Genomic DNA, 25,834 nt, shown 5'->3' on the forward strand with positions numbered 1-25,834 from the left:
TCCTCAGGCGTGGTCGGCGAGGCGGTCGGCGGGACCGCCGGCGAGGATGTCGGCGGGGTGGTCGGCGAGACGCTCGGCGACCCGGTCCGCGACGGCGGTCCGGATCCGCGGGTCCCAGGCGGCGAAGGTGCCGAGCCGTTCCTCGTGCCGGGCGCGCAGCTCGGCGCGGCCGGCGGCGTCCAGCGGGAGGTCGAGGAACAGGCCCCACAGCGGCTGGAGTTCCGCGCCGCGCAGCACCTTCGTCTCGTGCGAGTCGCAGCCGAGGTCGAGGGTGGTGACGCCGTGCCCGGCCGCGTACTCGATCGCGTGGTAGTAGGTCAGGTTGAAGTAGAGGGAGGCACGGCGGGCCAGCGTGTCGTCGAGCCCGTGGACCCGGCCGTACATCGTGCCGTTCCGGACGAAGAAGAGCGTGAAGCCCACCACCCGGCCGTCCCGGCGGGCGAGGACGACCTGGGTGAGGTCGTCGAGCCGCTCCGCCTGCGAGGCGAACCGGGCGGCCTCCTCCTCGGCGCTCGTCGGGTAGCCGTAGCGCAGCAGGACCTGGGCGGCCAGCGGCCCGAGCTCCTGGTGGCAGGCGGACAGCGGCAGCACCTCGCGGACGCAGCCGGCCTCCTCGAAGTTGCGCATCTCGTTGCGGATGCGGGCCCGCGTCTTGCGGCCCACCCGGGCCCGCAGCCCGTCGAGGCCGTCCGCGTCCACGTCGATGCGGGCGCGGGAGTCGACCAGCGTCAGCCGGTCCTCGGAGCCGAGTTCGGGCAGCAGCAGGGCCGCGGTCTCGTCGGTCAGATAGAGCAGGGCGGCGAGGCCGCCGTCCCGGCGCAGTTGCCGCACCCGGCCGAGTAGGGCCCGGGCGGCGGCCCGGGCCACGTCCTCGTCGAGCCCGGGGGCGAGCAGGACCTCGGTGGTGTAGCCGGCCCGGGTGCCGCCGAGGACGTACGGGCGGGCGGTCGCCCCGGTGGTCTGCGGGACGGGCAGCAGATGCGCGGGGTCGTAGAACTTCGGTACGTCGCCGGGGAACTCGTACAGCGGGAGCGCGCCGACCGTGCGGCCGGCGTGCCGGGCGAGGAGGTAGCGCGGCTCGCAGTCGCGGTACTGCTCCAGGTAGGCGAGCCAGCGGTGGCTGGAGTACAGGGAGGCGTCGGCCGCGAGCCGCTCCCACTCGGCGGCGTCCACCTCGGTCACCGAGCGGACCTCGGTGACCTCGACGGTCCCGTGCGGCCCCGGCCCGGTCGTCGCCGTCGTCGCCGCGGTCATGCCGGGGACTCCCCGGGCTCGGCGGTCCCGCCCTGCTTGCCCGCGCCCGCCGCCGCGTTGAGCCGGGCCTCCATGCCGTCGAGCACGGCGTAGGTGTCCCGCAGCAGCGTCCGGGGGTCGGGCGAGGTGAGGAAGAGCATGCCGGCGCAGTTGGTGATGCCGCGGGGCGCGTCGTACGCGGGGATGGGGGTGCCGTCCGGCACGGTCAGGCTGGTGACCGGCTCGACGTGGCTGCCCGGCGACACCAGCAGGTCCAGGTCCGCGGTCCGCGCGTCCCAGACCGGGGTGGTGGACCACGGGGTGCCGGCGGAGTCGGTGCCGATGAGGGACATCTCGGCGGCGGCGCCCCGGCCGCCCCCGACGAGCATCCGCTCGGGCAGACCGGCCGGCTCGCCGAGGAGCTCGCGGGTGAGCATGGTGACCAGGTCGGCGCCGAAGACCTCCTCGACGACGGCGGTGATGGCGGAGCCGCCGAAGCGGGCGGCCGACTCGACGATCATCAGTCCGCCGTCGCGGCACAGCTTGATCTCGGTGTGCGTGCCGCAGGTGTCGAGACCGAGGGCGTCGACGGCCGCCCGGGCGACCTCCTCCACGCGCCGCTGGAGCGGCTCGGAGAGCACACAGGGCGCGTGGCTGCTGAGCTCGGTGAACGGGGCGATGGTGGGGATGCGGCCGGTGATCGCCACCGGGTGGTACACCCCGCGCGCCACGACGCCCTCGACGCTCAGGTAGTCGCCGTAGCCCTCCTCCTCGTACCAGCCCTCGGTGGTGGCGTCGATGATCTCCTCGACGAGGAGATGGCCGGGCGCGTCCGTCTCGTACGACTCCCCGAAGCCGCGGTCGGCGAGGCCGCGCAGCGCGCCGGTCACCGACGACCAGGCGCCGGGCACGTCCTCCCGGGTGCGGAGCACCGCCTGGCCGATGGAGCCGGCCCCCCACGCGGGCTTGAGCAGCATCGGCGCGGTGAGGGCCTCGAACGCCTCGGCCAGCTCCGCCTCGGTGGCGACCCGGCGGAAGGCCGGCACCGGCACCCCGGCCTCGGCCCAGCGCTCCCGCATGAGCCGCTTGTCGCGGGAGTAGACGGCGCCCGCGCCGGGGCCCGGGAGCCCGAGCCGCTCGGCGGCGTGGGCCAGCGCGAGCAGGATGTACTCGGAGAAGCCGATGACGGCGTCCGCGCCCACGTCCTTGGCGCTGTCCACGATGAGGTTCACCAGCTCCTCGCCGACGATCCGCCGGTCGCCCGCCTCGCGCACCTCGGCGCACCAGCGGCGCCACGGCTCGGAGCGGTCGGCGGAGAGGGCGGACAGGGCCAGCATGTGCACCTCGCCGCAGGCGGCCAGCCGGGGCAGGGCGTGGTCCAGCGGAACACCGCCCCGGGCGTGGACGAACAGGATCTTCTTCACGGTGCTGTCGGTGCCTTTCCGTACAGGGTGCGAAGCGGGAGGAGGGAGAGGGGAGACCGGCGGAGAGGGGCGGTGGGGCTCACGCGGGGGCGTCGTCGGTGAGGTGGCGCCGGGCGGCCAGCCAGGACCAGGCCAGGGCCACCAGCACGACCAGGACGACGCCCCGGACGAACTCCCGGTAGCCGAAGGCCGCTCCGCCCACCCCGAGCAGCGCGGTGCCGACCGGGATGCTGGAGAAGACCGTCAGACGGCGCAGGCTGAACACGCGGACGCGGATCTCGGCGGGAGTGCGCCGCAGCCACACCGCGCCGCCGACGGCGACGAGCACGGAGAACAGCAGCCCGGTCAGGGTGAGGCCGGCCACCACCGCGCCGGGGGACGTGGTCAGCGAGACCGCGAGCACCACCCCGCAGATCGCGGCCAGCGCCCCGCTCGCGACGGCGAGCGCCCGGCGCCCCGACAGCCGCCGCCCGGCGCGCAGCAGCACCACGGTGCCGACCAGCATGCCCAGGCCGTAGGCCGCGGCCGCCTGCCCGTACACGGTGGCGTTCTCGCGCGGCGAGGACACGTACGCGGTGAGGAAGGCGGGCAGGACGGCGTAGAAGGGGAAGACGATCAGATTGCCGAGGACGCCGAGCCGAACCAGGAACACCAGGTCGCGGTGGGCCCGGATGAGGGCGACGGCGGAGGCGGCGTCCCGCAGCCAGGTGCGCAGCGGGTTGCCCGCGGCCGGGGCCGCCGGGTCCGCCTCGGCCCGCAGCCGGGCGGTCACCGCGTCCAGCGGGCGCCTGCCCCAGCGCAGCACGAGCAGCATCGCGAGGAGCACGGCGAGCGCGGTGACGGGGACGGAGCGCAGCGCGCCCGCGGCGATCACGGCGCCGGCGGCGGCGGGCGCCACGACCCGGTCGACCTGCGAGTGGATCTGGGTGAGCAGCGCGGTCCGGGTCTCCGGCCAGGACGCCGGCGCGAGATCGGCCGTCACCGTCTCGGTCGCCGCGAGATAGAGGGTCTCCGTCGTGCTGATCGCCGTGTAGCAGACGGCGGCCGCGATCAGCGCCGCCGTGCCGTGTCCGGTCCCGCCGAACAGCACCACGAGCGCGGCGACCGGAAGCGCGAGGACGAGCAGCAGGACCGTCAGGGCGCGCAGCCGGTCGGCCCGGTCGAGCACCCCGGACAGCACGGTGGTGACGGTGAGGGACACGACGCTCGACCCGCCGATGACCAGGCCGAGCGACGCTCCGCCGCCCGGCGCGCCGTTGATCCACCAGCTCAGCGAGAACAGGCAGCCGCCGGTCGCGATGACGACGAGGAGGCTGGGCAGCCAGGCCACCATGAAGGCGCGGAAGCCACCGGGCGGCGGGGGCGGGGCGCCGGGGTCGGCCGGGTGCCCGGCGGCCGCGGGGAGCGTGCTCATCGGCCCTCCGCCCCGGCCCACTTGGACGGGCGGTCGAGGGTGTGGACGGTGGTGCCGGCCACGTCCGTCAGGAGCGCGGCGAGCGCGATCAGGGCGGGCTCGGCGCCGGGCGGGCCGATCATCTGCATGCCGAGCGGGGCCTCGTGCCCGGCGTCGTACGCGAGCGGGAAGTTGAGGGCCGGCAGGCCGCAGAAGGCCGCGATGGTGGCGTAGTTGACGCCGTCGTAGCCGTCGTCCTCCCCCGCCGCCTCGTCGTCGGCACCGCTGCCGCGGATGGTGGTCTCGGGGGCCGCCTCGGTGTGGAGGTTGCGGGGCAGCAGCGTCCCGGCGGGCATCAGCCAGGCGTCGACCCGGTCCTCGGCGAACCGGCGCCGGGCGAGCGCGCGGTGGCGTTCGTGGATCGCGATCAGCTCGGCGTGCCGGTCCGGTCCGACGGCCGCGCCCATCTCCAGGGCGCGGCGGGTGGACGGGGCGGGTTCGTCCGCTCCGCCGTGCCCCGCGGCCCGCCACACCGTGTACGCGTCGAACGCGTCCTTGGCGCACAGCTCGTAGGCCAGGGCGCGCAGCCGGAAGAGTTCGCCGAGCCGTACGGGCACCAGTTCCGCGCCGGCCGCGGCGGCCGCCGCGCGGACCCGGTCGTAGTCCGCCCGCACCTCGGGCAGCATCCGGTCGGCGAGGACCTCCTCCGGCACCCCGATCCGCCAGGCGTGCGCGGGCCGGGAGTCGCCGGCCGCGAGCCGCGGGCCGAGGGCGCCGGCGCGGCAGAGCACGTCGAGGTCGTCCACGGTGCGGGTGAGCCAGCCGGGCGCGTCGAGCCGGTCGGACAGCCGGTACAGACCGCCGAGGCGGCGCGGGTCGTGGGTCAGGCGCAGGCCGACGACGCCGCAGGCGGCGGCCGGCAGCCGGACCGAGGCCACCGAGTCGGTGCCCATGGCGAGGTCGCTGATGCCGGCCGCGACGGCGACCGCGCAGCCGGTGCTGGATCCGGCGGGGTCGAGATGGGGGAAGTACGGGTTCACGCAGCCGTGTTCGAGGCCGAGGCTCAGCTCGGTGGTGACCAGCTTGGCGTTGACCACCGCGCCCGTGACCCCGTCCAGCGCGGCGGCGGAGCGGTCCGGGTAGCTGCGGTGCCGGCGCAGGCCGAGCCGGGTCGGCAGCCGGGCGACGTCCACGGTGTCCTTGACGCCGAGCCGGACCGGCGGGTCGTCGGGCTCGACGGCGCACAGCAGCGCGGTCGCCCGGTAGCGCTCGTCGGCGGCGAAGCTCCAGTCGTTCGCCTGCTCCGCCCAGGCGACGGGATCCACGTCGCCCCGCGCGACAGCGGCCAGCCGTTCCCCGAGCGGCAGCCGGACGAGTTCCGGCGGCGTCTGCCGTACCGCGTTGTTCACCGTCGAATTCCCCCCGACGCGCCGACTGCCGAACGTGTTGCCCGAGGCATCAAGTCACAGGTCCACGGGAGCCGTCAAATACCCGGCACCAATACCTCCATAGGCGCCCTCAATAATGAACTCCGCATGACCGGCCTTGCCTGGACGATCGCCGCCGTGCCACGATCCTGGCGCCGATAGCCGCACTCCAGGGGGAGGGTTAATGAGTATCGTCGACGAGCTCGAATCGGAAGTACGGAGCTATTGCCGGGCCTGGCCGACCACATTCCAAGAGGCCCAGGGAGCCGTTCTCACCGACATTTCCGGGAAGGAATACACGGATTTCTTCTCCGGGGCCGGAACCCTGAATTACGGGCACAACAACGAGCTGCTCAAGAAGCCGCTGATCGACTATCTGACCAGCAACGGCGTGACGCACGGCCTCGATATGACCACCGCCGCGAAGACGGAGTTCCTGGAGGTCTTCCGCAGCCGGATCCTCGCCCCGCGCGGCCTGCCCTACAAGGTGCAGTTCCCCGGGCCGACGGGCACGAACGCCGTCGAGGCGGCGCTGAAGCTCGTCCGCAAGGTCTCCGGCCGGCCGAACGTCGTGGCGTTCACCAACGCCTTCCACGGCATGAGCCTGGGCTCCCTCGCCCTCACCGGCAACGAGGACAAGCGGGCCGGCGCGGGCGTGCCGCTCGGCCACGTCCTGCGGGTGCCGTACGACGGCTTCGCGGAGGGCGTCGACGGACTGGCCCTGCTCGACCGCACGCTGAGCGACGGGGGCGGCGGCTGCGACCGGCCCGGCGCGGTGGTCGTGGAGACGGTCCAGGGCGAGGGCGGCGTCAACGTGGCCCGCGTGGAGTGGCTGCGGGAGCTGTCCGACCTGTGCCGGCGGCACGAACTGCTGCTCGTCGTCGACGACATCCAGATGGGCTGCGGGCGCACCGGCGCCTTCTTCAGCTTCGAGGAGGCGGGGATCGTCCCCGACGTGGTCTGCCTCTCCAAGTCGATCAGCGGATACGGGCTGCCGATGGCGCTGGTGCTGCTCCGCCCCGAGCTCGACGTGTGGCGCCCGGGCGAGCACAACGGCACCTTCCGCGGGAACAACCTGGCGTTCGTGACGGGTGCGGCAGCGCTGCGGGAGTACTGGAGCGACAGCACGCTGGAGAAGTCCACGGGCGACCTCGCCGAGGAGGTCCACGAGCGCCTGACCGGCCTGGCGGCCTCCCTGCGCACCGAGGTCTCGGTCCGGGGCCGCGGCCTGGTCCAGGGCCTGCGCTTCGCCCACGCCCCGACCGCCGCCGCGGTCGGCCGCCGCGCCTTCGAGCTCGGTCTCCTCGTCGAGACCTCCGGCCCCCGGGACGAGGTCCTCAAACTCCTCCCCCCGCTCACCATCCCCCCGGCGACCCTGGACGCGGGGCTCGCCACCCTGGAGCGCGCGGTCCGGGAGCTGGCCTAGTGGAGACCGCGGAGCGCACGGAGCGCGGCGAGCACGCGGGCCTCGCCCCCGCCACGGGGACCGGCCGTCCCGGCCCGGCCGACGGCGGCGCCGAGGACAGCCGCGAGCGGCTCGGGGAGCTGGACGCGCAGATCATCGAGCTGGTGAAGCGGCGCGCCCTGGAACAGCGCCGGTTCGCCGCGGCCCGCCGGGCGGCCGGCCGCCCGGCCACGGAACTGGCCTGGGAGAACGCGGTCGTCCTGCGCTACGAACGGGAACTGCGCCGCCCGGGCGTCACCCTGGCCCTGACGCTCCTGGAGATGGGCCGGAGCTGACGGGGGGCGCCGCCACGGCCGGAGGGCGGGAGGGCCGGGGGGCCCGGGGGCCGGGGGGCCGATGGCCGGGGCCCGATGGCCGGCGGGCTACGGGCCGGGGGGCCGGAGCTGACGGGGAACGGCCGCAGCCCCGACGGCCTGGGCCGGAGTCCCCTCCCCCCGGAGCTGACGGCGCACCGCCCCGGCCGGACGGCCAGAGGGCCGGAAGGCCGGTGTCCCCTCTCACCGGAACTGACGGCGCCCCGCCACGGCCGACGGCCGGGGGCCGGGGGCCGGGGGCCGGAAGGCCAGGGGGCCGGGGGGCCGGGGGCCGGGGGGCCGGGGGCCGGACGGCCGGTGCCCCCGCCCCGGCCCTCGGGGGCGGGCAGCGGGGGCCGATAGGGTCCCCCTCGCCCCGGCTGCTCGGCCGGGGCGCGTTCTTCGCTCATGGGGGGTTCCACATGTCCGCACCGCTGTCCCGGCCCAGTCGCCGCACGGCCCTGTTCGCCCTCGCCGGTGCGGCGGCGGGCGGGGCGCTGCCGGTGGCCGCCGCCGCGCCGAGTGCCGCCGCGATGGCGGCCACCGCCGGGACGAGCGCGGTGCCGCCCGGCCCCGGCACCCGGCTGCCGATGATGGTGGACCCGACCGACGCCTGGCACTTCGCCCCGCACCCGGCCGGCGCCCTGACCACCCGTACCGTCCCCGGCGGTCTGGAGGTCTCCGACGACCGGGGCGTGCTGGCCACCCTCACCACCGGGGCGCGGACGGTGACGCTGCGCGGCCCGAAGCGCTGGTTCACGGAGCAGAAGAAGCCGGTCCAGGACGCCTTCGACCGGGTCCCGCCCACCGGCGGCTGGGGCATGTCGCCCGGCGGCGGCACCTGGTCGCACCACAACGGCGTCGCCGGGGACTACTTCCTGGAGAGCGGCCGGGCCGTCATCACCCTCGCCGCCGGAAAGAGCCGCTACTCCCTGCTGCCCGACGAGGCGATCGGCGACGTGTACGCGTCCGCCCGCTTCTCCTTCGACCGGCTGCCCGCCGGGGCCCCCGCCTCGCTCGCCCTGGTCTTCGCCGCGCAGGACGTCAACAACCACTACCGGGCCCGGCTGATCGTCACCCCCGCCGGAGAGGTCCAGCTCGCGCTGGAGAAGGAGCTGGCCGACACACCCGTCACCCTGAGCCCGCCCGTCACGGTCGGCACCGGCTTCGCGGCCTACGACCACTGGTGGGTCCGGGTCGAGAAGACGGGCGACCTGCTGCGCGCCCGCGCCTGGAAGCACGGCACCGGCGTGGAGGAGCCCGGCACCTGGACCCACAGCGTGTACGACCCCGAGAAGGACCCGGCCAAGGTCTTCCGTACGGGCGCGGTCGGCGTCCGGGGGCTCGCCTCCACCGGCGCCACCGTGATCCCGCAGGCCCGGATCTACGACGTGACGATCGACGCGGCCACCTGGGCCGAGCCGCCGCTGATCACCCACGACACCTGGGTACGGGTCCTGCCGGAGCCCTTCGCCGGCACCTGGACGCCCGAGGCCGAGCAGCGGATCCGCGCCTGGGCGGGCGACACCTCCCCCGACGTCCTCGCGTACTCCTCCATGTACCGGCCCTTCGCGCCCGCCGTCGCCGACCCGGCCCGGCCGGGCGTCCGGCTCCTCGGCCAGTCCGGCTACAGCAAGCCCGACCCGGTGACCGGCCTGCGCAAGGTCGGGGCGGACTTCCACCAGTACCTGGGGCTCGACTGGGACTTCACCGCGAGCGGCGAGCAGGCGGCGGCCAACCCGGACTTCAAGGGCCACCTGGACTGCTCGGGCTTCGTCCGGATGGTCTACGGCCACCACATGGGCATCCCGATGGTCCGCTACCGGCAGTTCGACGGCCGCACCCTGCCCCGCGAGTCCAAGGACCTCGCGGCCTCCGGCCCCGGTGTGAAGATCGCCGACGGCGGCCCCGGCCAGGTCCCGCCGCTGGACGGCCTGCGCATCGGCGACACGGTCTTCTTCGACACCGACGAGGACTCGGACCTCGGCGGCCACATCGGCATCTACATGGGCCGGGACCAGCACGGCAAGCGGCGCTTCGTCTCCAGCCGCAAGACCCCGGACGGGCCGACCCTCGCGGACCTCGGCGGCCGGTCGATCCTCGACGGCGCGCCGAGGACCGAGACGAGCAACGGCGACCTGTACACGAACACGCTGCGGGTGATCCGCCGCTTCTGATCCGCGCGCCCCCTCCGCGCCCCGCCTCTTGTCCGGTAAACCGATTTGTCGGATAGATCCGGATTACCGCGCGCACGGAGGTGCCCCCTGTCCGCCGAGACGCTCGACCGCCCGGCGTCCGCCGCCGCCCCGCCCCGGCGACTGCCCCGCTGGCGGGCCTCGCTGCTCCGGGCGGCGCCCGCCCTCGGGCTGTTCGCCGCCGCGCGGGTCACCGGGATGCTGGTGCTCGCGCTGTGGGCGTGGCACACCGGGCGGTCGCCGCGCGCGCTGCTCGCGAAGTCCTGGGACTCGGACTGGTACCTCCGGATCGCCGCCCACGGCTACGGCCGCACGCTGACCTGGCCCGACGGGGCGGTCCAGTCGGACCTGGCGTTCTTCCCCCTGTATCCGGGGCTCATCCGGGCCGTCACCACCGTGCTGCCCGTCGCGGGCGGCACGGCCGGGCTGCTGCTGTCCTGGCTCGCCGCCGGGGCCGCCGCCTGGGGGATCTATCTGGTCGCGGAGCGGCTGGCCGGGCGGCCGGTCGCCGTCCTGACGGTGCTGCTGTGGGGGCTGCTCCCGCACGCGATCGTGCTGTCGATGGCATACACCGAGCCGCTGATGACCGCCTTCGCCGCCTGGGCCCTGTACGCGGTGCTGACCCGCCGCTGGCTGTGGGCGGGCACCCTGGCCGCACTCGCCGGGCTCTCCCGCCCCAACGGGATCGCCGTCGCCGCGGCCGTCCTCGCCGCCGTCGCCGTCGAGCTGTGGCGGCGGCGCGGGCGGATCGGGTGGCGGGAGGGGGCGGGGGCCGTGCTCGCGCCCACGGGCTGGCTCGCGTACGTGCTGTGGGTCGGCGCCCGCCGCGGCGACCTCCTCGGCGGCTACTTCGCCGTGCAGGACGGCTGGACCTCCCGCTTCGACTTCGGGAGGGGCGCGCTCCTCTTCGTACGGGACATGCTGAAGGGGCCGACCCAGTTCGGCTACGCGATGGCCCTGCTCGTCACGGCGGCCGGCGTGCTGCTCTTCGCCCTGCTCGCGCTGTGCGAGCGCCCGCCGCTGCCGGTGCTCGTCCACACGGGCGTGCTCGTGCTCATCACGGTCGGCGGCTCGGGCTTCTTCGAGTCGAAGCCGCGCTTCCTGCTGCCGGCCTTCCCGCTGCTGCTGCCGCTGGCCCGGGCCATGACGAGAGCCCGGCCGGGCGCGGCGATCGTGGTGATCGCGGGCCTGGCCGGGCTCTCGTTCGCCTACGGGGTCTATCTGCTGGCGTTCGCCCGCATGGCCCTGTGAGACGGGGTGGGGTCGGCGAGGACTACTCGGCGGAGCCGGGCTCCTTGTCCTCCGGGGACTCCAGGCCGAACTGCTCGACGATCCACTTGTCGAACTCGATCGACGCGCGGACCCAGCTCACGGTGGAGGACACGAAGTGCTCGAGGGCCACGCCGGTGCCGATCAGCATCTGGGCCTCACCGATGAGCCGGAGAGTGGCGGAGCCGTCCTCCTCCTCGTGCAGGTGGGTGTAGACCTTGGGCCACAGGGTGCGCCGGTTCCAGTCGTCGATCGCGTCGAGGATCTTCGCGCGGTCGTCCGCCGCGTGCGGGCGGTCGTAGAACGTGCGGACGGAGAAGACCTGCTGCTCGTCCTCGCCGCGGAACATGAAGTACGTGCGGAATTCCTCCCACGGCGCCGCGAGGTCACCCTCGTCGTCGACGACGTACTTCAGCTCCATCTGGTCGAGGAGCTGCTTGACCAGGTCCTGGTCGGGGACGACGGGGCCCGCCGGTCCTGCTGCCTGAGGCTGGGGCTGGGCCCCGAAATTCGGAATCGAGGACGGGTCGATGCTCACCGGGTTCTTCCCTTCGTACGGATGCCCGCCATCCTCCCCCATGCCAGGCGGTATGTGGCAAGTCCCCACGGCGCTATCCGCTGCGGGCTGACATGATCTCGCCCCGTGAGGGCCAAGTGGAAGCGTTCTCGACGGTGGGTCCTCCTGGCGGCGGTCCTTCTGACGACGTGCGGCCTGCCGGTCTCGTGCGCGGCGTCCTCGCTGTGGGGGACGGGCGAGCCGAGGCCCGTGGACTGCGCGGAGGCGCTGGCCTACGCCCATGCCACGCTCCCGGACCGCGCCGAGGACGTGCACTGCACCGAGCTGCGGTGGCGGGACACCTTCGTCGAGGCCGAGTTCCGTCTTCCCCGCCCCGAGGCGACGGCCTGGCTGGCCGAAACCTTTCCCTCGGCCGAGGTGTCGGAGGGCGGCCTGCGCTACCACGCGACCTTCGGTCCCGAGGAGGGGAAGGCGCACGAGGTCGGCGTCACCCTCCGGTACGAGGGCGGGGACACCGCCCTCGTCCGGGTCGTCGGCCACGACTCCTGAGCCGGGGCCGGGCCTGGGGCCCGGCGCCCGGTCGGGTTACTCGGCCCGGCCCACCAGCAGGCCGTCGTCCGCGCGGTCCACGCGGACCGTGTCGCCGTCGCGGACCTCGCCCGCCAGGATCTCCTTGGCGAGGCGGTCGCCGATGGAGGTCTGGATCAGGCGGCGCAGCGGCCGGGCGCCGTAGGCCGGGTCGTTGCCCCGGTCCGCGAGCCAGGCCAGGGCCTCGGGGGTGACGTCCAGGGTGAGCCGGCGGTCGGCGAGGCGGCGGGCCAGGCGGTCGATCTGGAGCCGCGCGATGCGGGCCAGCTCGTCCCGGGCCAGGGCGGAGAAGACCACGATCTCGTCGAGCCGGTTCAGGAACTCCGGCTTGAAGCTGGCGCGGACGACCTCCAGGACCTGCTCCCGCTTCTGCTCCGGGCTCGTCAGCGGCTCCATCAGGAACTGGCTGCCCAGGTTGGAGGTGAGGATCAGGATCGTGTTGCGGAAGTCCACCGTGCGGCCCTGGCCGTCGGTGAGCCGGCCGTCGTCGAGGACCTGGAGCAGGATGTCGAAGACCTCCGGGTGGGCCTTCTCCACCTCGTCCAGGAGGACGACGCTGTACGGGCGGCGGCGGACGGCCTCGGTGAGCTGGCCGCCCTCCTCGTAGCCGACGTAGCCGGGGGGCGCGCCGACGAGCCGGGCCACGGAGTGCTTCTCGCCGTACTCCGACATGTCGATGCGGACCATGGCCCGCTCGTCGTCGAAGAGGAAGTCGGCGAGCGCCTTCGCCAGCTCGGTCTTGCCGACGCCGGTCGGGCCGAGGAAGAGGAAGGAGCCGGTGGGCCGGTCGGGGTCGGCGATCCCGGCCCGGGTGCGCCGCACGGCGTCGGAGACGGCCCGCACGGCCTCGCTCTGGCCGATCAGCCGCCGGCCGAGCTCCTCCTCCATGCGGAGCAGCTTCTGCGTCTCGCCCTCCAGGAGGCGGCCGGCGGGGATGCCGGTCCAGGCGCCGACCACGTCGGCGATGTCGTCGGGGCCCACCTCCTCCTTGACCATGGTGTCCTTGGCGGCCTCCTGCTGGGCCTCGGCCTCGCTGGCCGCCGCCAGCTCCCGCTCCAGGGCCGGGATCTCCCCGTACAGCAGCTTGGAGGCGGTGTCGAAGTCGCCGTCGCGCTGGGCGCGCTCGGCCCGGCCGCGCAGCTCGTCGAGCTGTTCCTTGAGCTCGCCGACCCGGTTGAGGGACTGCTTCTCCTTCTCCCAGCGGGCGGTCAGGCCGCGCAGCTCCTCCTCGCGGTCGGCGAGGTCGCGGCGCAGCTTCTCCAGGCGCTGCTTGCTGGCCTCGTCGGTCTCGTTCTTGAGCGCGAGCTCCTCCATGCGCAGCCGGTCGACGGAGCGCTGGAGCTCGTCGATCTCGACCGGGGAGGAGTCGATCTCCATGCGGAGCCGGGAGGCGGCCTCGTCGACGAGGTCGATGGCCTTGTCGGGCAGGAAGCGGGAGGTGATGTAGCGGTCGGAGAGGGTCGCGGCGGCCACCAGGGCGGAGTCGTTGATCTGCACCTTGTGGTGGGCCTCGTAGCGCCCCTTGAGGCCGCGCAGGATGGCGACGGTGTCCTCGACGCTGGGCTCGGCGACCAGGACCTGCTGGAAGCGGCGCTCCAGGGCGGGGTCCTTCTCGATCCGCTCGCGGTACTCGTCGAGGGTGGTGGCGCCGACCATCCGCAGCTCGCCGCGGGCCAGCATCGGCTTGAGCATGTTGCCGGCGTCCATGGCGGAGTCGCCTCCGGCGCCCGCGCCGACGACGGTGTGCAGCTCGTCGATGAAGGTGATGATCTTCCCGTCGCTCTCCTTGATCTCGGACAGGACGGTCTTCAGGCGCTCCTCGAACTCGCCGCGGTACTTGGCTCCGGCGACCATGGCGCCGAGGTCGAGCGCGACCAGGCGCTTGTCGCGCAGCGACTCGGGGACGTCGCCCTTCACGATCCGCTGGGCCAGGCCCTCGACGACGGCGGTCTTGCCGACGCCGGGCTCGCCGATGAGCACCGGGTTGTTCTTCGTGCGCCGGGAGAGGACCTGCACGACGCGGCGGATCTCGTGGTCGCGGCCGATGACCGGGTCGAGCTTGCCCTCGCGGGCGGCGGCGGTGAAGTCGGTGCCGAACTTCTCCAGGGCCTTGTACGAGCCCTCGGGGTCGGGGTTGGTCACCCGGCGGGTGCCCCGGCTCCGCTCGAAGGCGTCCTGGAGGCGGCGGGCGGTGGCGCCCTGTCCGTCGAGGACCTCGCCGGCCCGGCCGCCCTTGGCGGCGATGCCGATGAGGAGGTGCTCGGTGGACAGGTACTCGTCACCGAGCTTCTTGGCGCGCTCGGCGGCGTCGGCGATGACGGCGAGCAGTTCGCGGTTGGGCTGCGGCGGCGCGACCGTGGACCCCGTGACGCTGGGCAGGGCGGCGAGCAGCCGCTCCGCACCGCCCCGGACGGCGGCCTGGTCGGCCTCGACGGCGGCGAGCAGGTCCGTGATGTTCTCGTTCTCCTGACCCTCCAGCAGCGCGAGCAGCAGATGCGCGGGGGTCAGATCGGCGTGCCCCTGGGACACGGCGCGGCTGCTGGCCGCGTTCAGCGCGTCCCGGCTCCTGTTGGTCAGTTCGGCGTCCACGACCGGGGTCTCCTCCTGAAGCTCGACTCTCTGACTCTTTCGGACTCTCTGACTCTTCCAGCGTACACAAAGTTGAGTCTATTCCGCTCAAGGTATCGGAGGGGGTGGTCCCGGGAGTAGTTTCCGGGGCATGGCCATCGACCCGAGCAAGCCGAGCGACTCGTATCTCGCCTTCTGGCGCGAGTACCACATGTGCACGCTGACGACACCACGCCCCGACGGCACGCCGCACGTGGTGGCGGTCGGCGTGACGTACGACCCGGAGGGCGGCGAGCGCGGCATCGCCCGCGTCATCACCAACAAGCACAGCCGCAAGGTGGCCAACGTCCTGGCGGCGGGCGCGGACGGCGCGCGGGTCGCGGTCTGCCAGGTGGACAAGGGGCGCTGGGCCACGCTGGAGGGCGTGGCGCGGATCCGTACGGAGGCGGAGGTCGTCGCGGACGCGGTGGACCGCTACGCGGCCCGCTACAACCGGGTCCCGGCGCCGAATCCGGACCGGGTGGTGATCGAGATCGCGCTCACCCGCGCGATGGGCCGGGCCTGAGCCGGCGGGAGCAGCACAGCGGCGCCATCGCGTTTCAGGTCCGCGATGGCGCCGCTGTGTGGGGGAAGCACCTGAACGATCTACAACGACGGGGGAATCGTTCAGGCACTGCGGGGGGTGGCGGTGATGGTCTCGGGCTCGACCAGGTGGGGTTCGACCAGTTGGTGGTCGCGCTGGTCGAGATTGACGAAGATCATGCCGTACCGGATGGCACAGCGGACGGGTTGCGGGGCGCCGCGCGGGCGGCGAAGGCACCGGTAGGCGCGAATGTCCTCGTCGTCTTCGCGGACGACGACGATCGGCTCCCCGAAGAGGGTGACCATCAACGACTCGCCACGGCGCGGCACCGCGGTGACGAGATCGATGAAGTGCCACCCGGACCGGTAGGCGCTCGCCATCTCGCGTCGGAAACGAGGATCTTCGGGAACCGTCATGCCCCCTCGGACTCCCATCCAGGGTCGGAGGCGGGTCCGACCTCCCAGCCGGGGTCACCGACCGCCGCCGGAGCCACGCCCCAGCCCGGGTCGCCGTTGAGCGCCGGTGACAGTCCCCAGCCCGGGTCGGCGTTCACGACCCTCGTCTGCGAACCCCACCCCGGGTCCTCGGTTGCCGTGACCGCTCCCACAGCGGCAGCAGCCATCAGTGCGACACCGGCTACGGTGCGTATGAGCTTCTTGGACATGACCGAGCAACCTCACTTGAAGGTGTGTAACAACCTGCTCCCCCGCAAGTCACGACGATGGCTCACTCATCCCGTTTCCACCACTCGCTCAATGCATCATGTTCCTGTAATGCAAAAGCCTGGGGGTGTACGTATGCGGATAGAACCTGAAGAAACAGGACATTCTCACACGCACGCAGACCTGTGCGAAGCGGGCACTCGGCTCTACACCGAGGCGCTTCGCTCCGGTCGGATCGCCCGTTCCGAGATCGGGCCCGCCCCCTGCCTCATGGACCTCGACCTGCTGCGTCCCGACCCCGACGACGCCGAATGGCTCCGCCCGGTCGCCCCTTCGGCCGCGCTCGCCCGGCTGCTCCTCCCCATCGAGAAGGAGATACAGGAGCGCCGCCGGCTCACCCTGACCCTTTCCGACGCGTTCGAGCCGTTCATGACCCTCGGCGCACGCGACCCCTCGATGACCCACGCCATCACCGTCCTCGAGGGCCTGGAGCGGATCAACGCCAACCTGGACCGCGCCGTCGCCGAGTGCACCTCCGAACTCCTCACCGTACAACCGGGGAAGGGCCGCAGCGCCCACACCTTCGGCGAAGCACTGCGCCGGGTCCGCCCCCTGCTCGGCAGGGGCATCAAGATGCGCACCCTCTACCAGCACACCGCCCGCCACCAGCCCATCACCCTGGCCTATCTGGAGCGCATAGGGCCCGAGGTCGAGGTCCGCACCCTCGAAGAGATCATCGACCGGCTCATCATCGTCGACCGCAAGGTCGCCTTCGTACCCGCCAGCCGCGACCGCACGATCGCCCTCGAACTGCGCCACCAGGGACTCGTCGAGTATCTCGGCGGCGTCTTCGACCAGTTCTGGCTCCAGGCCACCCCCCTCGACGCCCCCGTCGCCTACGAACCCCTCCAGAACGGCATCAGCGGCGTCCAGCGCTCCATCGCCAAACTCCTCGTCGAAGGCCACGTCGACGAGGCCATCGCCCGCCGCCTCGGCATGAACGTCCGCACCTGCCGCGCCCACATCGCCAAACTCGCCGCCGCCCTCGGCAGTGGCAGCCGCGCCCAGTTGGGCTACCTCATCGCCCGGTCCGGCATTCTCGAACGGGACAACTGACCCGCGTGTACGTCCAGATCGACCTCGACGGCCCCGCCGGCACCCTGCGCGTCTCCGGTCACGGCCTGCCCACCGTGGAGCTCCTGCGGTCCCCCGGCGCCGCCCCCGACCCGCTCGTCCCCCTCGGCACCCGCGACCCCGCGCGGCTCACCCTCACCGTCGACGGCGCCCCCGCCCGGATCCGGCCCGCCAAGGGCCGCCTCTCCCGCCGCTCCTACCGCGTCGACGCGATCGTCTCCGGGACCCGCTACCGGCTCGTGCCCTGCTCGTACGGAGAGAGCCGGCTCACCCGCGACGGGCGGCCGCTGGGCACCCTGGAATCGACCGGAGACGGGCGCGTGGACGCCGACTGGGCCCCCGGAGCCACCCCGCTGGACCAGGCCCTCGGCACGGCCCTCGCCGCCGCGTTCGGCACCGGCGCGCAGCCCTGGTGGCAGACCGCCGCCGACCTCGCGGCCGAGCTCATCCCGTGACGCCGGCCCCGCACCCGTACGCGCGGAAGGCCCCCTCCGCCGGAGCGGAAGGGGCCTTCCGGAGCCTGCTGAGAGCCCGTCAGTCGCCGCGCTGGTGACCCGGCCGCCACACCACCAGGGCACTCGCCTGCTGCACGTCCTGGTACGGGACCAGATCGCGCCGGTACGAGGCGTGCACCTGGGCCTCGCGCTGCCGCATCGCCGCCGCCGCGCCCTCGACCGCCGACGAGAGCTCCGCGACCCGCTGCTGCAGCGCGGCGACCTGGTTCTCCAGCTCGATGATGCGCTTGATGCCGGCCAGGTTGATGCCCTCGTCCTGCGACAACTGCTGCACCTGACGGAGCAGCTCGATGTCACGGGCCGAATAGCGGCGCCCGCGGCCCGCCGTGCGGTCCGGGGACACCAGGCCGAGACGGTCGTACTGACGCAGGGTCTGCGGATGCAGACCGGAGAGCTGGGCCGCCACCGAGATGACGTACACCGGCGTCTCGTCGGTCAGTTCATACGGATTGCGGCGACGGCCGTCCATCTCCTCAAGCTCCCTTCGCGGCCTGGAACAGCTCTGCCCTGGGGTCCTCGCCCGCCGTGGCCTCGCGGTACGTCTCCAGGGCCTCACGGGCCTTGTCGTCCAGCTCCTTCGGCACCGCGACCTCCACCGTCACCAGTAGATCGCCGCGCGTGCCGTCCTTGCGGACCGCGCCCTTGCCCCGGGCGCGCATGGTACGACCGTTGGGGGTGCCCGCGGGCAGCTTCAGCGTGACCGCGGGGCCGCCCAGGGTCGGCACCTTGATCTCCCCGCCGAGCGCCGCCTCGACGAACGAGACGGGCACCGTGACGGTGAGGTTGTCGTCCTTGCGGCCGAACACCGGATGGGTGTCGACGTGCACGACCACGTACAGGTCGCCGTTCGGGCCGCCGCGCTCGCCCGGCGCGCCCTTGCCCCGCAGCCGGATCCGCTGGCCGTCGGAGACGCCCGCCGGGATCCGGACCTGCATGGTGCGGGAGGACTTGGCCCGCCCGCTGCCCTTGCAGACCTCGCAGGGCGTCTCGGCGATCAGGCCGCGCCCCTTGCAGTCCACGCACGGGTCGGTCAGCGAGAAGCCGCCGCCGCTGCCGCGCGAGATCTGCCCGGTGCCGACACAGGTCGGGCACACCCGCGGCGTGCCGTTCTTGTCGCCGGTGCCCGAACACGCCTTGCAGGGCTGCTGGCTGGACATCCGCAGCGGCACGGTCGCGCCCTCGATGGCCTCGGTGAAGCTGAGCGTCACCTCGGACTCGATGTCCTGGCCGCGGCGCGGCTGCGTGCGGGTGCCCGCACCGCCGCCCCGGTTGAACAGGCCGCCGAAGACGTCCCCGAGACCGCCGCCGAAGCCGCCGGCCCCGCCGGGACCGCCCTGGGCACCACCGAAGAGGTCGCCCAGGTCGAAGTTGAACGAACCGCCGCCCGGCCCGCCGGCCCGGAAGCCTCCGTTGCCGAACAGGGCGCGGGCCTCGTCGTACTCCTTGCGCTTCTTCGGGTCGCCGAGGACGTCGTTCGCCTCGGAGATCTCCTTGAAGCGCGCCTCGGCGCCCGCGTCGTTCTTGTTGGCGTCCGGGTGGTACTCGCGGGCGAGCTTCCGGTACGCCTTCTTGATCTCCGCGTCGGTGGCGTCCTTGGGGACGCCGAGAACCTTGTAGTAGTCCTTCTCGACGAAGTCCTTCGTGCTCATCGACGTCCCTCCTCTCGGACGATCACAGCGCTAGCCCTCCTCGGGGCCACCGCTCTCCTCGTCGGCCTTCTGGTCTTCCTTGCCGGCCGGGGCCGCGCCCGGCTGGGGCTCGGCGACGGCCACGCGGGCGGGCCTGATGGTCCGCTCGCCGATCCGGTACCCCGGCTGCAGGATCGCCACGCAGGTCGTCTCGGTGACGTCCGGCGCGTAACTGTGCATCAGGGCCTCGTGCACGGTCGGGTCGAAGGGCTCGCCCTCCTTGCCGAACTGCTGCAGACCCATCTTGGCGACGACCGTCTCCAGCGACTCGGCGACCGACTTGAAGCCGCCCACGAGCTCACCGTGCTCCCGGGCGCGGCCGATGTCGTCGAGCACGGGAAGCAGCTCGGTCAGGAGGCTCGCGACGGCGATCTCCTTGACCGTGACCCGGTCGCGCTCCACCCGGCGGCGGTAGTTCTGGTACTCGGCCTGGAGCCGCTGGAGGTCCGCGGTGCGCTCGGTGAGCGCGGTGCGGGCCTGGTCCAACTGCGCCAGCAGGGCTACGTCCGTAGCGTCCCCGGCCGGGGCCGCCCCCTCCGCCTGGTCGGCGGAGTCGGCGGCCTTCGGCTCCTCGGGCGTGCCGTCGGCGGGGACGTCGGGCTTCTCCTCGAAGCCCGGGGTCTCCTCCGACATCAGGCAGCGCCACCCTTCGGCTTGTCCTCGTCGACGATCTCGGCGTCGACGACGTCGTCGTCGTGACCGGCCTGGGCCTGGCCGGCGTCGCCGCCGGCGGCCTGGGCGCCCTGGGCGTCGGCGTACAGCGCCTGGCCGAGCTTCTGGGAGACGGCCGCGACCTTCTCGGTGGCGGTGCGGATCTCCGCGGTGTCCTCGCCCTTGAGCTTCTCCTTCAGCTCCGTGAGCGCGGTCTCGACCTCGGTCTTGACGTCACCGGGGACCTTGTCCTCGTTGTCCTTGAGGAACTTCTCCGTCTGGTAGACGAGCTGCTCGCCCTGGTTGCGGGTCTCGGCGGCCTCGCGGCGGCGGTGGTCCTCCTCCGCGTACTGCTCGGCCTCCTGGCGCATCCGGTCGACCTCGTCCTTCGGCAGCGAGGAGCCGCCGGTGACGGTCATCTTCTGCTCCTTGCCCGTGCCCAGGTCCTTCGCGGTCACGTGCATGATGCCGTTGGCGTCGATGTCGAAGGCGACCTCGATCTGCGGGACGCCGCGCGGGGCCGGCGGGAGGCCGGTCAGCTCGAACATGCCGAGCTTCTTGTTGTACGCGGCGATCTCGCGCTCGCCCTGGTAGACCTGGATCTGGACGGACGGCTGGTTGTCCTCGGCCGTCGTGAAGATCTCGGACCGCTTGGTCGGGATCGTGGTGTTGCGCTCGATCAGCTTGGTCATGATGCCGCCCTTGGTCTCGATGCCGAGGGACAGCGGGGTGACGTCGAGCAGCAGGACGTCCTTGACCTCGCCCTTGAGGACACCGGCCTGCAGGGCGGCGCCGATGGCGACGACCTCGTCCGGGTTCACGCCCTTGTTGGCCTCGTTGCCGCCGGTCAGCTCCTTGACGAGCTCGGCGACGGCCGGCATGCGGGTCGAGCCGCCGACGAGGACGACGTGGTCGATCTCGGAGAGCTGGATGCCCGCGTCCTTGATGACGTTGTGGAACGGGGTCTTGCAGCGCTCGAGCAGGTCCGCGGTGAGCTGCTGGAACTGGGCGCGGGTGAGCTTCTCGTCCAGGTGCAGCGGGCCCTCGGCGGAGGCCGTGATGTACGGAAGGTTGATCGTGGTCTCCGTGGAGGAGGACAGCTCGATCTTGGCCTTCTCGGCGGCCTCGCGCAGACGCTGCAGGGCCATCTTGTCCTTGGACAGGTCGACGCCGTGGCCGTTGGCGAACTGCTTCACCAGGTAGTCGACGACGCGCTGGTCCCAGTCGTCACCACCGAGGTGGTTGTCACCGTTGGTGGCCTTCACCTCGACGACGCCGTCGCCGATCTCCAGGAGGGACACGTCGAAGGTGCCGCCACCGAGGTCGAAGACGAGGATGGTCTGGTCGTCCTTGTCGAGGCCGTACGCCAGGGCGGCGGCGGTCGGCTCGTTGACGATGCGCAGGACGTTGAGGCCCGCGATCTCGCCGGCCTCCTTGGTGGCCTGACGCTCGGAGTCGTTGAAGTACGCCGGGACGGTGATGACCGCGTCGGTCACCTTCTCGCCCAGGTATGCCTCGGCGTCGCGCTTCAGCTTCTGGAGGATGAAGGCGGAGATCTGCTGCGGGTTGAAGTTCTTCCCGTCGAGCTCGATCTTCCAGTCGGTGCCCATGTGACGCTTCACGGACCGGATGGTCCGGTCGACGTTGGTGACCGCCTGACGCTTGGCGACCTCGCCGACGAGCACCTCGCCGTTCTTCGCGAAGGCGACGACGGACGGCGTGGTCCTGGCGCCCTCGGCGTTGGTGATGACGGTGGGCTCGCCGCCTTCCAGAACGCTGACGACGGAGTTAGTCGTGCCCAGGTCGATGCCGACCGCACGTGCCATTTCGATTCCTCCAGTGACTTGAGTGGAACTGACTCAAGGATGCACGAGGGTCGGGTCAGAGTCAACAGACCTGAGTCGGGGCGACTCAACTCTTCGCCGCCCGCCCAGCTCAAAGAGCGCGTTCACCCGCGTCGTTCCCGGGCAGGACGCGCCCTGCGTGAGAAGGTCCGGACATATCCCATGATTCCCGCCGGAAGGTGTGCACGCATGACGGCCAAGCGCGCGCTGGACGTGGTGGGCGGCCTCGCGCTCCTCGTCCTGCTCTCCCCGCTGATCGCCGCCGTCGCCCTGCGGGGCCCGGGCGGCGTGGGCGGGGGGCGGGGCGCGGGCAGGACGCCGGGCTCCGGCGGGGTGCTGCGGCGCCGGCCGGTCGCGGGGATGGGCGGCCGGACCTTCGCGATGCTGTCCTTCCGTACGAAGAGCCCGCTGGCCGCCCTGCCGCAGCTTCTGCACGTCGTACGGGGCGAGATGTCCCTGGTCGGGCCGTGCCCGCTGGCCCCCGGCCACCGGGAGTCCACCGGGGACGGACGGCGCCGGCTCTCCGTGCGGCCGGGGATGACGGGTCCGTGGCAGATCAGCGGGCGTTCGGAGCTTCCGTGGGAGGAGCGCCAGCTCCTCGACCTCCACTATGTGGACCACCACTGGCTCGGCATGGATCTGGCGATCCTGGCGCGTACGCTTCCAGCAGTCCGTAAACGTCGCCAGGCGGCCCGCACGGCAGGCCGGACTCCGGACAGGCGGGTGACGCAGGCCGTGCGGCAAGGGTTGCCTGAGCGACACAGATCACCGTGAGCTCCGCTACAAGAGCGGCGCTCGCACCGGTAATCTCGGCACGGACTGAATAAGTTACCGCTTAGTAGGCGTCCAGCTTAGTAGGCCCGCCCGAGGAGCCCCTCATGCAACTCGCCGCGATCATTGTGTCGCTGACCCTGACCGTGGTCGGCGTTGCGCTGCTCGCCCGCGCCATCGGCCAGTTCGTCCGGTACTTCAAGCTCGGCCAGCCGGTCCCCGCCGGCACCCGCACCGACAACCCGTACCAGCGCAGCGTCACCCTGGTGCGGGAATTCCTCGGCCACACCCGGATGAACCGGTGGGGCATCGTCGGTTTCGCGCACTGGTTCGTGGCCATCGGCTTCCTGACCCTGCCGCCGACGATCGTCACGGCCTACGGCCAGTTGTTCCAGGCCGACTGGACGCTGCCGGTCATCGGCGGCTTCCTGCCGTACGAGCTGTACATCGAGTTCATCGGCTCGATGACCGTCCTCGGCATCGCCACCCTGATGGTCATCCGCCTGCTGAACCTGCCGTCGCGCCCCGGCCGCAAGTCCCGCTTCGCCGGCTCCAAGGCCGGCCAGGCGTACTTCGTCGAATGGGTCATCCTCACGATCGGCCTGGCGATCTACGTGCTGCGCGGCCTCGAGGGCGCGATCCACCACGTCGAGCACTACGAGGCCGCGTACTTCGCCTCGTACCCGCTGGTCCTGGCCTTCAAGGGCCTGAGCGTCGCGACCCTCCAGAACCTGGTCTACCTCTTCGCCATGATCAAGCTGAGCACCACCATGATCTGGATGATCACGGTGTCGCTCAACACCAACATGGGCGTGGCCTGGCACCGCTTCCTCGGCTTCCCGAACATCTGGTTCAAGCGCAACGCGACCGGCGAGACCGCCCTCGGCGCGCTCCAGCCGATGACCTCCGGCGGCAAGCCGATCGACTTCGAGGACCCGGGCGAGGACGACGTCTACGGCGTCTCCCAGGTCGAGCAGTTCTCCTGGAAGGGCCTCCTCGACTTCTCCACCTGCACCGAGTGCGGCCGCTGCCAGTCGCAGTGCCCCGCCTGGAACACCGGCAAGCCGCTCTCGCCGAAGCTCCTCATCATGTCGCTGCGCGACCACGCGCACGCCAAGGCGCCGTACCTGCTCGCCGGCGGCGGCAAGACGATGGAGGGCGAGGAGAAGGCGTCCGCCGAGGCCCTGAAGGACGTCCCGGCGGCCGCCCTGGCCGAGGCCGAGCGCCCGCTCATCGGCACCGTCGAGGAGAACGGCGTCATCGACCCGGACGTCCTGTGGTCCTGCACCACCTGCGGCGCCTGCGTCGAGCAGTGCCCGGTCGACATCGAGCACATCGACCACATCGTCGACATGCGCCGCTACCAGGTGATGATCGAGAGCGCGTTCCCGTCCGAGGCGGGCACGATGCTCAAGAACCTGGAGAAGAAGGGCAACCCCTGGGGCCTGGCCAAGAAGCAGCGCGTCGAGTGGACCAAGGAGGTCGACTTCGAGGTCCCGATCGTCGGCAAGGACGTCGAGGACCTCACCGAGGTCGACTACCTCTACTGGGTCGGCTGCGCCGGCGCCCTGGAGGACCGCGCCAAGAAGACCACCAAGGCGTTCGCCGAGCTGCTGCACATCGCGGGCGTCAAGTTCGCGATCATGGGCGGCGAGGAGAAGTGCACCGGTGACTCCCCGCGCCGCCTGGGCAACGAGCCGCTGTTCCAGCAGCTCGGCCAGGAGAACGTCGCGATGCTGAACATGGCGTTCGGCGAGGACGATGAGGACCCGGAGACGAAGAAGCCGAAGTCGGCGAAGAAGATCGTCTCGACCTGCCCGCACTGCTTCAACACGATCGCCAACGAGTACCCGCAGCTCGGCGGCGAGTACGAAGTCATCCACCACACCCAGCTTCTCCAGCACCTCATCGACGAGGGCAAGCTGATCCCGGTGACCCCGGTCGACGGCCTCATCACCTACCACGACCCCTGCTACCTGGGCCGCCACAACAAGGTCTACACGCCGCCGCGCGAGATCATGTCGGCCGTCCCGGGCCTGCGCCAGCAGGAGATGCACCGCCACAAGGAGCGCGGCTTCTGCTGCGGCGCCGGTGGCGCTCGGATGTGGATGGAGGAGCGGATCGGCAAGCGCATCAACACCGAGCGCGTCGACGAGGCCCTCTCCCTCAACCCGGACATCGTCTCCACCGCCTGCCCGTTCTGCCTCGTCATGCTGACCGACTCGGTCAACGGCAAGAAGAACGACGGCAAGGCGAAGGAGAGCCTGCAGGTCGTGGACGTGGCCCAGCTCCTGCTCGACTCGGTGAAGACGCCGATCGACCCGGAGCCGGAGGAGCCGGCCGAGGCGCCGGCGCCGCAGCCGGCGTCGTAAGGCCGACGCGTACGTGACGGAGGGCCGCCCCGCGTGATGCGGGGCGGCCCTTTGCGTACCGCCGTACCGCCGGCGCGCCGTACCGCCGTACCGCCGGCGCGCCGCAGCAGCGTCGCGCGCCCCCGACGCGGGCCCCCTACCCGCCCCTCCCCACCCCCCTCCCGCCCCCTAGGGGATGTCACAGCTCTGCCGCACTCTGCCTCCGGGGCGCGAGCGCACCGCAGGACCGGGTACGTTCATTGACGTGGCTGGATTCAGGAACGGACGCGGCCGGGCCGGCGGCCCCCCGCGACAACAACCGCAGCAGGCGCCGTACGGGTACAACGCGCCCCCGCCGGCATACCCGCAACAGCAGCAGCAGTGGTCGCAGCAGCAACATCAGCAACCCCCACAGCAGCCACCGCAGCCGCACGGGGAGCCGGAGTACTTCGGCGACCCCTACGCCCCGCAGGCGCCGCACCCGCAGCAGCACTACGCGGCCAACAACCCGGGCCACACCCAGGTCTTCAGCGTCCACGACGACCCCTACGGCGACGGCGCCACGTACCAGGCCGGGGCCGCCGCCGTCCCCACGGGCCCGCGCCTGCCCTGGAAGGCCCTCCTGAGCGGCATCGTGCTGCGCCCGGCGGACACGTTCCTGCGGATGCGGGACCACGCCGTGTGGGGCCCGGCGCTGATCGTCACGTTCCTCTACGGACTGCTCGCGATCTTCGGCTTCGACAAGGCGCGCGAGGAGGCGATCAACGCCACCCTGTCCAACGCCGTCCCGTACGTCCTGCTGACCGGCGTCGGCTTCGTCATCGGCGGCCTGGTCCTGGGCGCCGTCACGCACACGCTGGCCCGCCAGCTCGGCGGCGACGGCTCGTGGCAGCCCACGGTGGGCCTGTCGATGCTGATCATGTCCCTCACGGACGCCCCGCGCCTGATCTTCGCCGTCTTCCTGGGCGGCGAGAACGGCCTGGTCCAGGTCGTCGGCTGGCTCACCTGGCTGGCCGCCGGAGCGCTCTTCACCGTGATGGTGAGCCGCTCGCACGACCTGCCGTGGCCGAAGGCGCTGGGCGCGTCGGCGATCCAGTTGGTGGCGCTGCTGAGCCTGATCAAGCTGGGCACGCTGTAGTCACCCCGTACGGGAAGGGGCCCCCGCCGACATGGGTCGGCGGGCCCGCTCCTGGTCCGACGGCTTCGCCGAGGCGCTCAACTCCGAGCTGGGCGAGGAGCGCGCCTCCGAGCTGCTGCGCCGCT

Annotated in this window: 22 protein-coding genes; 11 read left to right on the forward strand and 11 right to left on the reverse strand. The window is 72.5% G+C overall.

Annotation, left to right across the window (positions count from 1 at the left end):
• Positions 1 to 3: 3 nt before the first annotated feature.
• The 4 genes from ABZ135_RS25080 to ABZ135_RS25095 all read right to left on the reverse strand — a co-directional run bounded on the left by ABZ135_RS25080 (position 4) and on the right by ABZ135_RS25095 (position 5,459).
• Entirely contained in the window at positions 4 to 1,254 is a 1,251-nt protein-coding gene (locus ABZ135_RS25080) for a GNAT family N-acetyltransferase (RefSeq protein WP_356698495.1), read from the reverse strand.
• A complete protein-coding gene (locus ABZ135_RS25085; RefSeq protein ID WP_356698496.1) occupies positions 1,251 to 2,657 on the reverse strand; it encodes an ATP-grasp domain-containing protein in 1,407 nt (468 codons plus the stop codon). The genes ABZ135_RS25080 and ABZ135_RS25085 overlap by 4 nt, the downstream gene beginning before the upstream one ends.
• A 79-nt stretch (positions 2,658 to 2,736) precedes the next feature.
• Positions 2,737 to 4,071, reverse strand: a complete 1,335-nt coding sequence (locus ABZ135_RS25090) for a hypothetical protein (RefSeq protein ID WP_356698497.1) — start codon at positions 4,069 to 4,071, stop codon at positions 2,737 to 2,739.
• The gene (locus ABZ135_RS25095) at positions 4,068 to 5,459 is read right to left on the reverse strand and encodes an amidase (protein ID WP_356698498.1); all 1,392 of its coding nucleotides are present in this window, start codon (positions 5,457 to 5,459) and stop codon (positions 4,068 to 4,070) included. The genes ABZ135_RS25090 and ABZ135_RS25095 overlap by 4 nt, the downstream gene beginning before the upstream one ends.
• A gap of 202 nt (positions 5,460 to 5,661) precedes the next feature.
• Here ABZ135_RS25095 and ectB point away from each other — a divergent pair, with 202 nt between their 5' ends.
• The 4 genes from ectB to ABZ135_RS25115 all read left to right on the forward strand — a co-directional run bounded on the left by ectB (position 5,662) and on the right by ABZ135_RS25115 (position 10,681).
• Positions 5,662 to 6,903, forward strand: a complete 1,242-nt coding sequence (ectB, locus tag ABZ135_RS25100; RefSeq protein ID WP_356698499.1) for a diaminobutyrate--2-oxoglutarate transaminase — start codon at positions 5,662 to 5,664, stop codon at positions 6,901 to 6,903.
• Positions 6,903 to 7,217, forward strand: coding sequence for a hypothetical protein (locus tag ABZ135_RS25105; RefSeq protein WP_356698500.1), 315 nt, complete (start codon positions 6,903 to 6,905; stop codon positions 7,215 to 7,217). Before ectB ends, ABZ135_RS25105 begins: the two co-directional genes overlap by 1 nt.
• Before the next feature lie 440 nt (positions 7,218 to 7,657).
• Positions 7,658 to 9,412: an NlpC/P60 family protein gene (locus tag ABZ135_RS25110; RefSeq protein WP_356698501.1), complete on the forward strand. Its 1,755-nt coding sequence runs from the start codon at positions 7,658 to 7,660 to the stop codon at positions 9,410 to 9,412.
• A gap of 141 nt (positions 9,413 to 9,553) precedes the next feature.
• Positions 9,554 to 10,681, forward strand: coding sequence for a glycosyltransferase family 39 protein (locus ABZ135_RS25115; RefSeq protein ID WP_356698518.1), 1,128 nt, complete (start codon positions 9,554 to 9,556; stop codon positions 10,679 to 10,681).
• A gap of 22 nt (positions 10,682 to 10,703) precedes the next feature.
• Here the strand turns inward: ABZ135_RS25115 and ABZ135_RS25120 are convergent, their stop codons facing one another.
• Positions 10,704 to 11,237: a YbjN domain-containing protein gene (locus tag ABZ135_RS25120; RefSeq protein WP_356698502.1), complete on the reverse strand. Its 534-nt coding sequence runs from the start codon at positions 11,235 to 11,237 to the stop codon at positions 10,704 to 10,706.
• 105 nt (positions 11,238 to 11,342) lie between these two features.
• On the opposite strand from ABZ135_RS25120, the gene ABZ135_RS25125 reads away from it, so the two are divergent.
• Positions 11,343 to 11,765, forward strand: a complete 423-nt coding sequence (locus tag ABZ135_RS25125) for a hypothetical protein (RefSeq protein WP_356698503.1) — start codon at positions 11,343 to 11,345, stop codon at positions 11,763 to 11,765.
• 36 nt (positions 11,766 to 11,801) lie between these two features.
• Here ABZ135_RS25125 and clpB read toward each other — a convergent pair whose 3' ends face one another.
• Positions 11,802 to 14,393, reverse strand: a complete 2,592-nt coding sequence (clpB, locus tag ABZ135_RS25130; RefSeq protein ID WP_356698504.1) for an ATP-dependent chaperone ClpB — start codon at positions 14,391 to 14,393, stop codon at positions 11,802 to 11,804.
• A 130-nt stretch (positions 14,394 to 14,523) separates the two neighbouring features.
• On the opposite strand from clpB, the gene ABZ135_RS25135 reads away from it, so the two are divergent.
• A complete protein-coding gene (locus ABZ135_RS25135) occupies positions 14,524 to 14,937 on the forward strand; it encodes a pyridoxamine 5'-phosphate oxidase family protein (protein ID WP_356698505.1) in 414 nt (137 codons plus the stop codon).
• 101 nt (positions 14,938 to 15,038) lie between these two features.
• Here the strand turns inward: ABZ135_RS25135 and ABZ135_RS25140 are convergent, their stop codons facing one another.
• A complete protein-coding gene (locus ABZ135_RS25140) occupies positions 15,039 to 15,371 on the reverse strand; it encodes a (2Fe-2S)-binding protein (RefSeq protein WP_356698506.1) in 333 nt (110 codons plus the stop codon).
• 381 nt (positions 15,372 to 15,752) lie between these two features.
• On the opposite strand from ABZ135_RS25140, the gene ABZ135_RS25145 reads away from it, so the two are divergent.
• Both ABZ135_RS25145 and ABZ135_RS25150 read left to right on the forward strand, forming a co-directional pair.
• Entirely contained in the window at positions 15,753 to 16,733 is a 981-nt protein-coding gene (locus ABZ135_RS25145; protein ID WP_356698507.1) for a helix-turn-helix transcriptional regulator, read from the forward strand.
• Between the two features lie 5 nt (positions 16,734 to 16,738).
• On the forward strand, positions 16,739 to 17,206 hold the full coding sequence (locus tag ABZ135_RS25150; protein ID WP_356698508.1) for a hypothetical protein: 468 nt from the start codon (positions 16,739 to 16,741) through the stop codon (positions 17,204 to 17,206).
• A 79-nt stretch (positions 17,207 to 17,285) separates the two neighbouring features.
• On the opposite strand, the gene ABZ135_RS25155 is transcribed toward ABZ135_RS25150, so the two are convergent.
• The 4 genes from ABZ135_RS25155 to dnaK are packed head-to-tail and all read right to left on the reverse strand — an operon-like array spanning position 17,286 to position 21,431.
• Entirely contained in the window at positions 17,286 to 17,735 is a 450-nt protein-coding gene (locus tag ABZ135_RS25155) for a helix-turn-helix domain-containing protein (protein ID WP_356698509.1), read from the reverse strand.
• Between the two features lie 4 nt (positions 17,736 to 17,739).
• Positions 17,740 to 18,915, reverse strand: coding sequence for a molecular chaperone DnaJ (gene dnaJ, locus ABZ135_RS25160; protein ID WP_356698510.1), 1,176 nt, complete (start codon positions 18,913 to 18,915; stop codon positions 17,740 to 17,742).
• 30 nt (positions 18,916 to 18,945) lie between these two features.
• Positions 18,946 to 19,587, reverse strand: coding sequence for a nucleotide exchange factor GrpE (grpE, locus tag ABZ135_RS25165; protein ID WP_356698511.1), 642 nt, complete (start codon positions 19,585 to 19,587; stop codon positions 18,946 to 18,948).
• Positions 19,587 to 21,431 carry a molecular chaperone DnaK gene (dnaK, locus tag ABZ135_RS25170; protein ID WP_356698512.1) on the reverse strand — a complete coding sequence of 615 codons (1,845 nt, stop codon included), beginning with the start codon at positions 21,429 to 21,431 and terminating at the stop codon, positions 19,587 to 19,589. The genes grpE and dnaK overlap by 1 nt, the downstream gene beginning before the upstream one ends.
• Before the next feature lie 207 nt (positions 21,432 to 21,638).
• On the opposite strand from dnaK, the gene ABZ135_RS25175 reads away from it, so the two are divergent.
• The 3 genes from ABZ135_RS25175 to ABZ135_RS25185 all read left to right on the forward strand — a co-directional run bounded on the left by ABZ135_RS25175 (position 21,639) and on the right by ABZ135_RS25185 (position 25,709).
• Entirely contained in the window at positions 21,639 to 22,223 is a 585-nt protein-coding gene (locus tag ABZ135_RS25175; RefSeq protein WP_356698513.1) for a sugar transferase, read from the forward strand.
• A gap of 104 nt (positions 22,224 to 22,327) precedes the next feature.
• On the forward strand, positions 22,328 to 24,592 hold the full coding sequence (locus tag ABZ135_RS25180) for a (Fe-S)-binding protein (RefSeq protein WP_356698514.1): 2,265 nt from the start codon (positions 22,328 to 22,330) through the stop codon (positions 24,590 to 24,592).
• Positions 24,593 to 24,836: 244 nt separating this feature from the next.
• Positions 24,837 to 25,709, forward strand: a complete 873-nt coding sequence (locus ABZ135_RS25185; RefSeq protein ID WP_356698515.1) for a Yip1 family protein — start codon at positions 24,837 to 24,839, stop codon at positions 25,707 to 25,709.
• Positions 25,710 to 25,834 lie beyond the last annotated feature (125 nt).

It is taken from the genome of Streptomyces sp. NPDC006339 (assembly GCF_040612775.1).
Lineage (GTDB): Bacteria > Actinomycetota > Actinomycetes > Streptomycetales > Streptomycetaceae > Streptomyces.

Excerpts from the sequence above, each read along its gene's own strand:
- ABZ135_RS25080 (WP_356698495.1), bottom strand. The coding sequence starts at position 1,254 with ATGACCGCGGCGACGACGGCGACGACCGGGCCGGGGCCGCACGGGACC.
- ABZ135_RS25090 (WP_356698497.1), bottom strand. The coding sequence starts at position 4,071 with ATGAGCACGCTCCCCGCGGCCGCCGGGCACCCGGCCGACCCCGGCGCC.
- ectB (WP_356698499.1), top strand. The coding sequence starts at position 5,662 with ATGAGTATCGTCGACGAGCTCGAATCGGAAGTACGGAGCTATTGCCGG.
- ABZ135_RS25110 (WP_356698501.1), top strand. The coding sequence starts at position 7,658 with ATGTCCGCACCGCTGTCCCGGCCCAGTCGCCGCACGGCCCTGTTCGCC.
- ABZ135_RS25135 (WP_356698505.1), top strand. The coding sequence starts at position 14,524 with ATGGCCATCGACCCGAGCAAGCCGAGCGACTCGTATCTCGCCTTCTGG.
- ABZ135_RS25140 (WP_356698506.1), bottom strand. The coding sequence starts at position 15,371 with ATGACGGTTCCCGAAGATCCTCGTTTCCGACGCGAGATGGCGAGCGCC.
- ABZ135_RS25145 (WP_356698507.1), top strand. The coding sequence starts at position 15,753 with ATGCGGATAGAACCTGAAGAAACAGGACATTCTCACACGCACGCAGAC.
- ABZ135_RS25155 (WP_356698509.1), bottom strand. The coding sequence starts at position 17,735 with ATGGACGGCCGTCGCCGCAATCCGTATGAACTGACCGACGAGACGCCG.
- dnaJ (WP_356698510.1), bottom strand. The coding sequence starts at position 18,915 with ATGAGCACGAAGGACTTCGTCGAGAAGGACTACTACAAGGTTCTCGGC.
- grpE (WP_356698511.1), bottom strand. The coding sequence starts at position 19,587 with ATGTCGGAGGAGACCCCGGGCTTCGAGGAGAAGCCCGACGTCCCCGCC.
- dnaK (WP_356698512.1), bottom strand. The coding sequence starts at position 21,431 with ATGGCACGTGCGGTCGGCATCGACCTGGGCACGACTAACTCCGTCGTC.
- ABZ135_RS25175 (WP_356698513.1), top strand. The coding sequence starts at position 21,639 with ATGACGGCCAAGCGCGCGCTGGACGTGGTGGGCGGCCTCGCGCTCCTC.
- ABZ135_RS25180 (WP_356698514.1), top strand. The coding sequence starts at position 22,328 with ATGCAACTCGCCGCGATCATTGTGTCGCTGACCCTGACCGTGGTCGGC.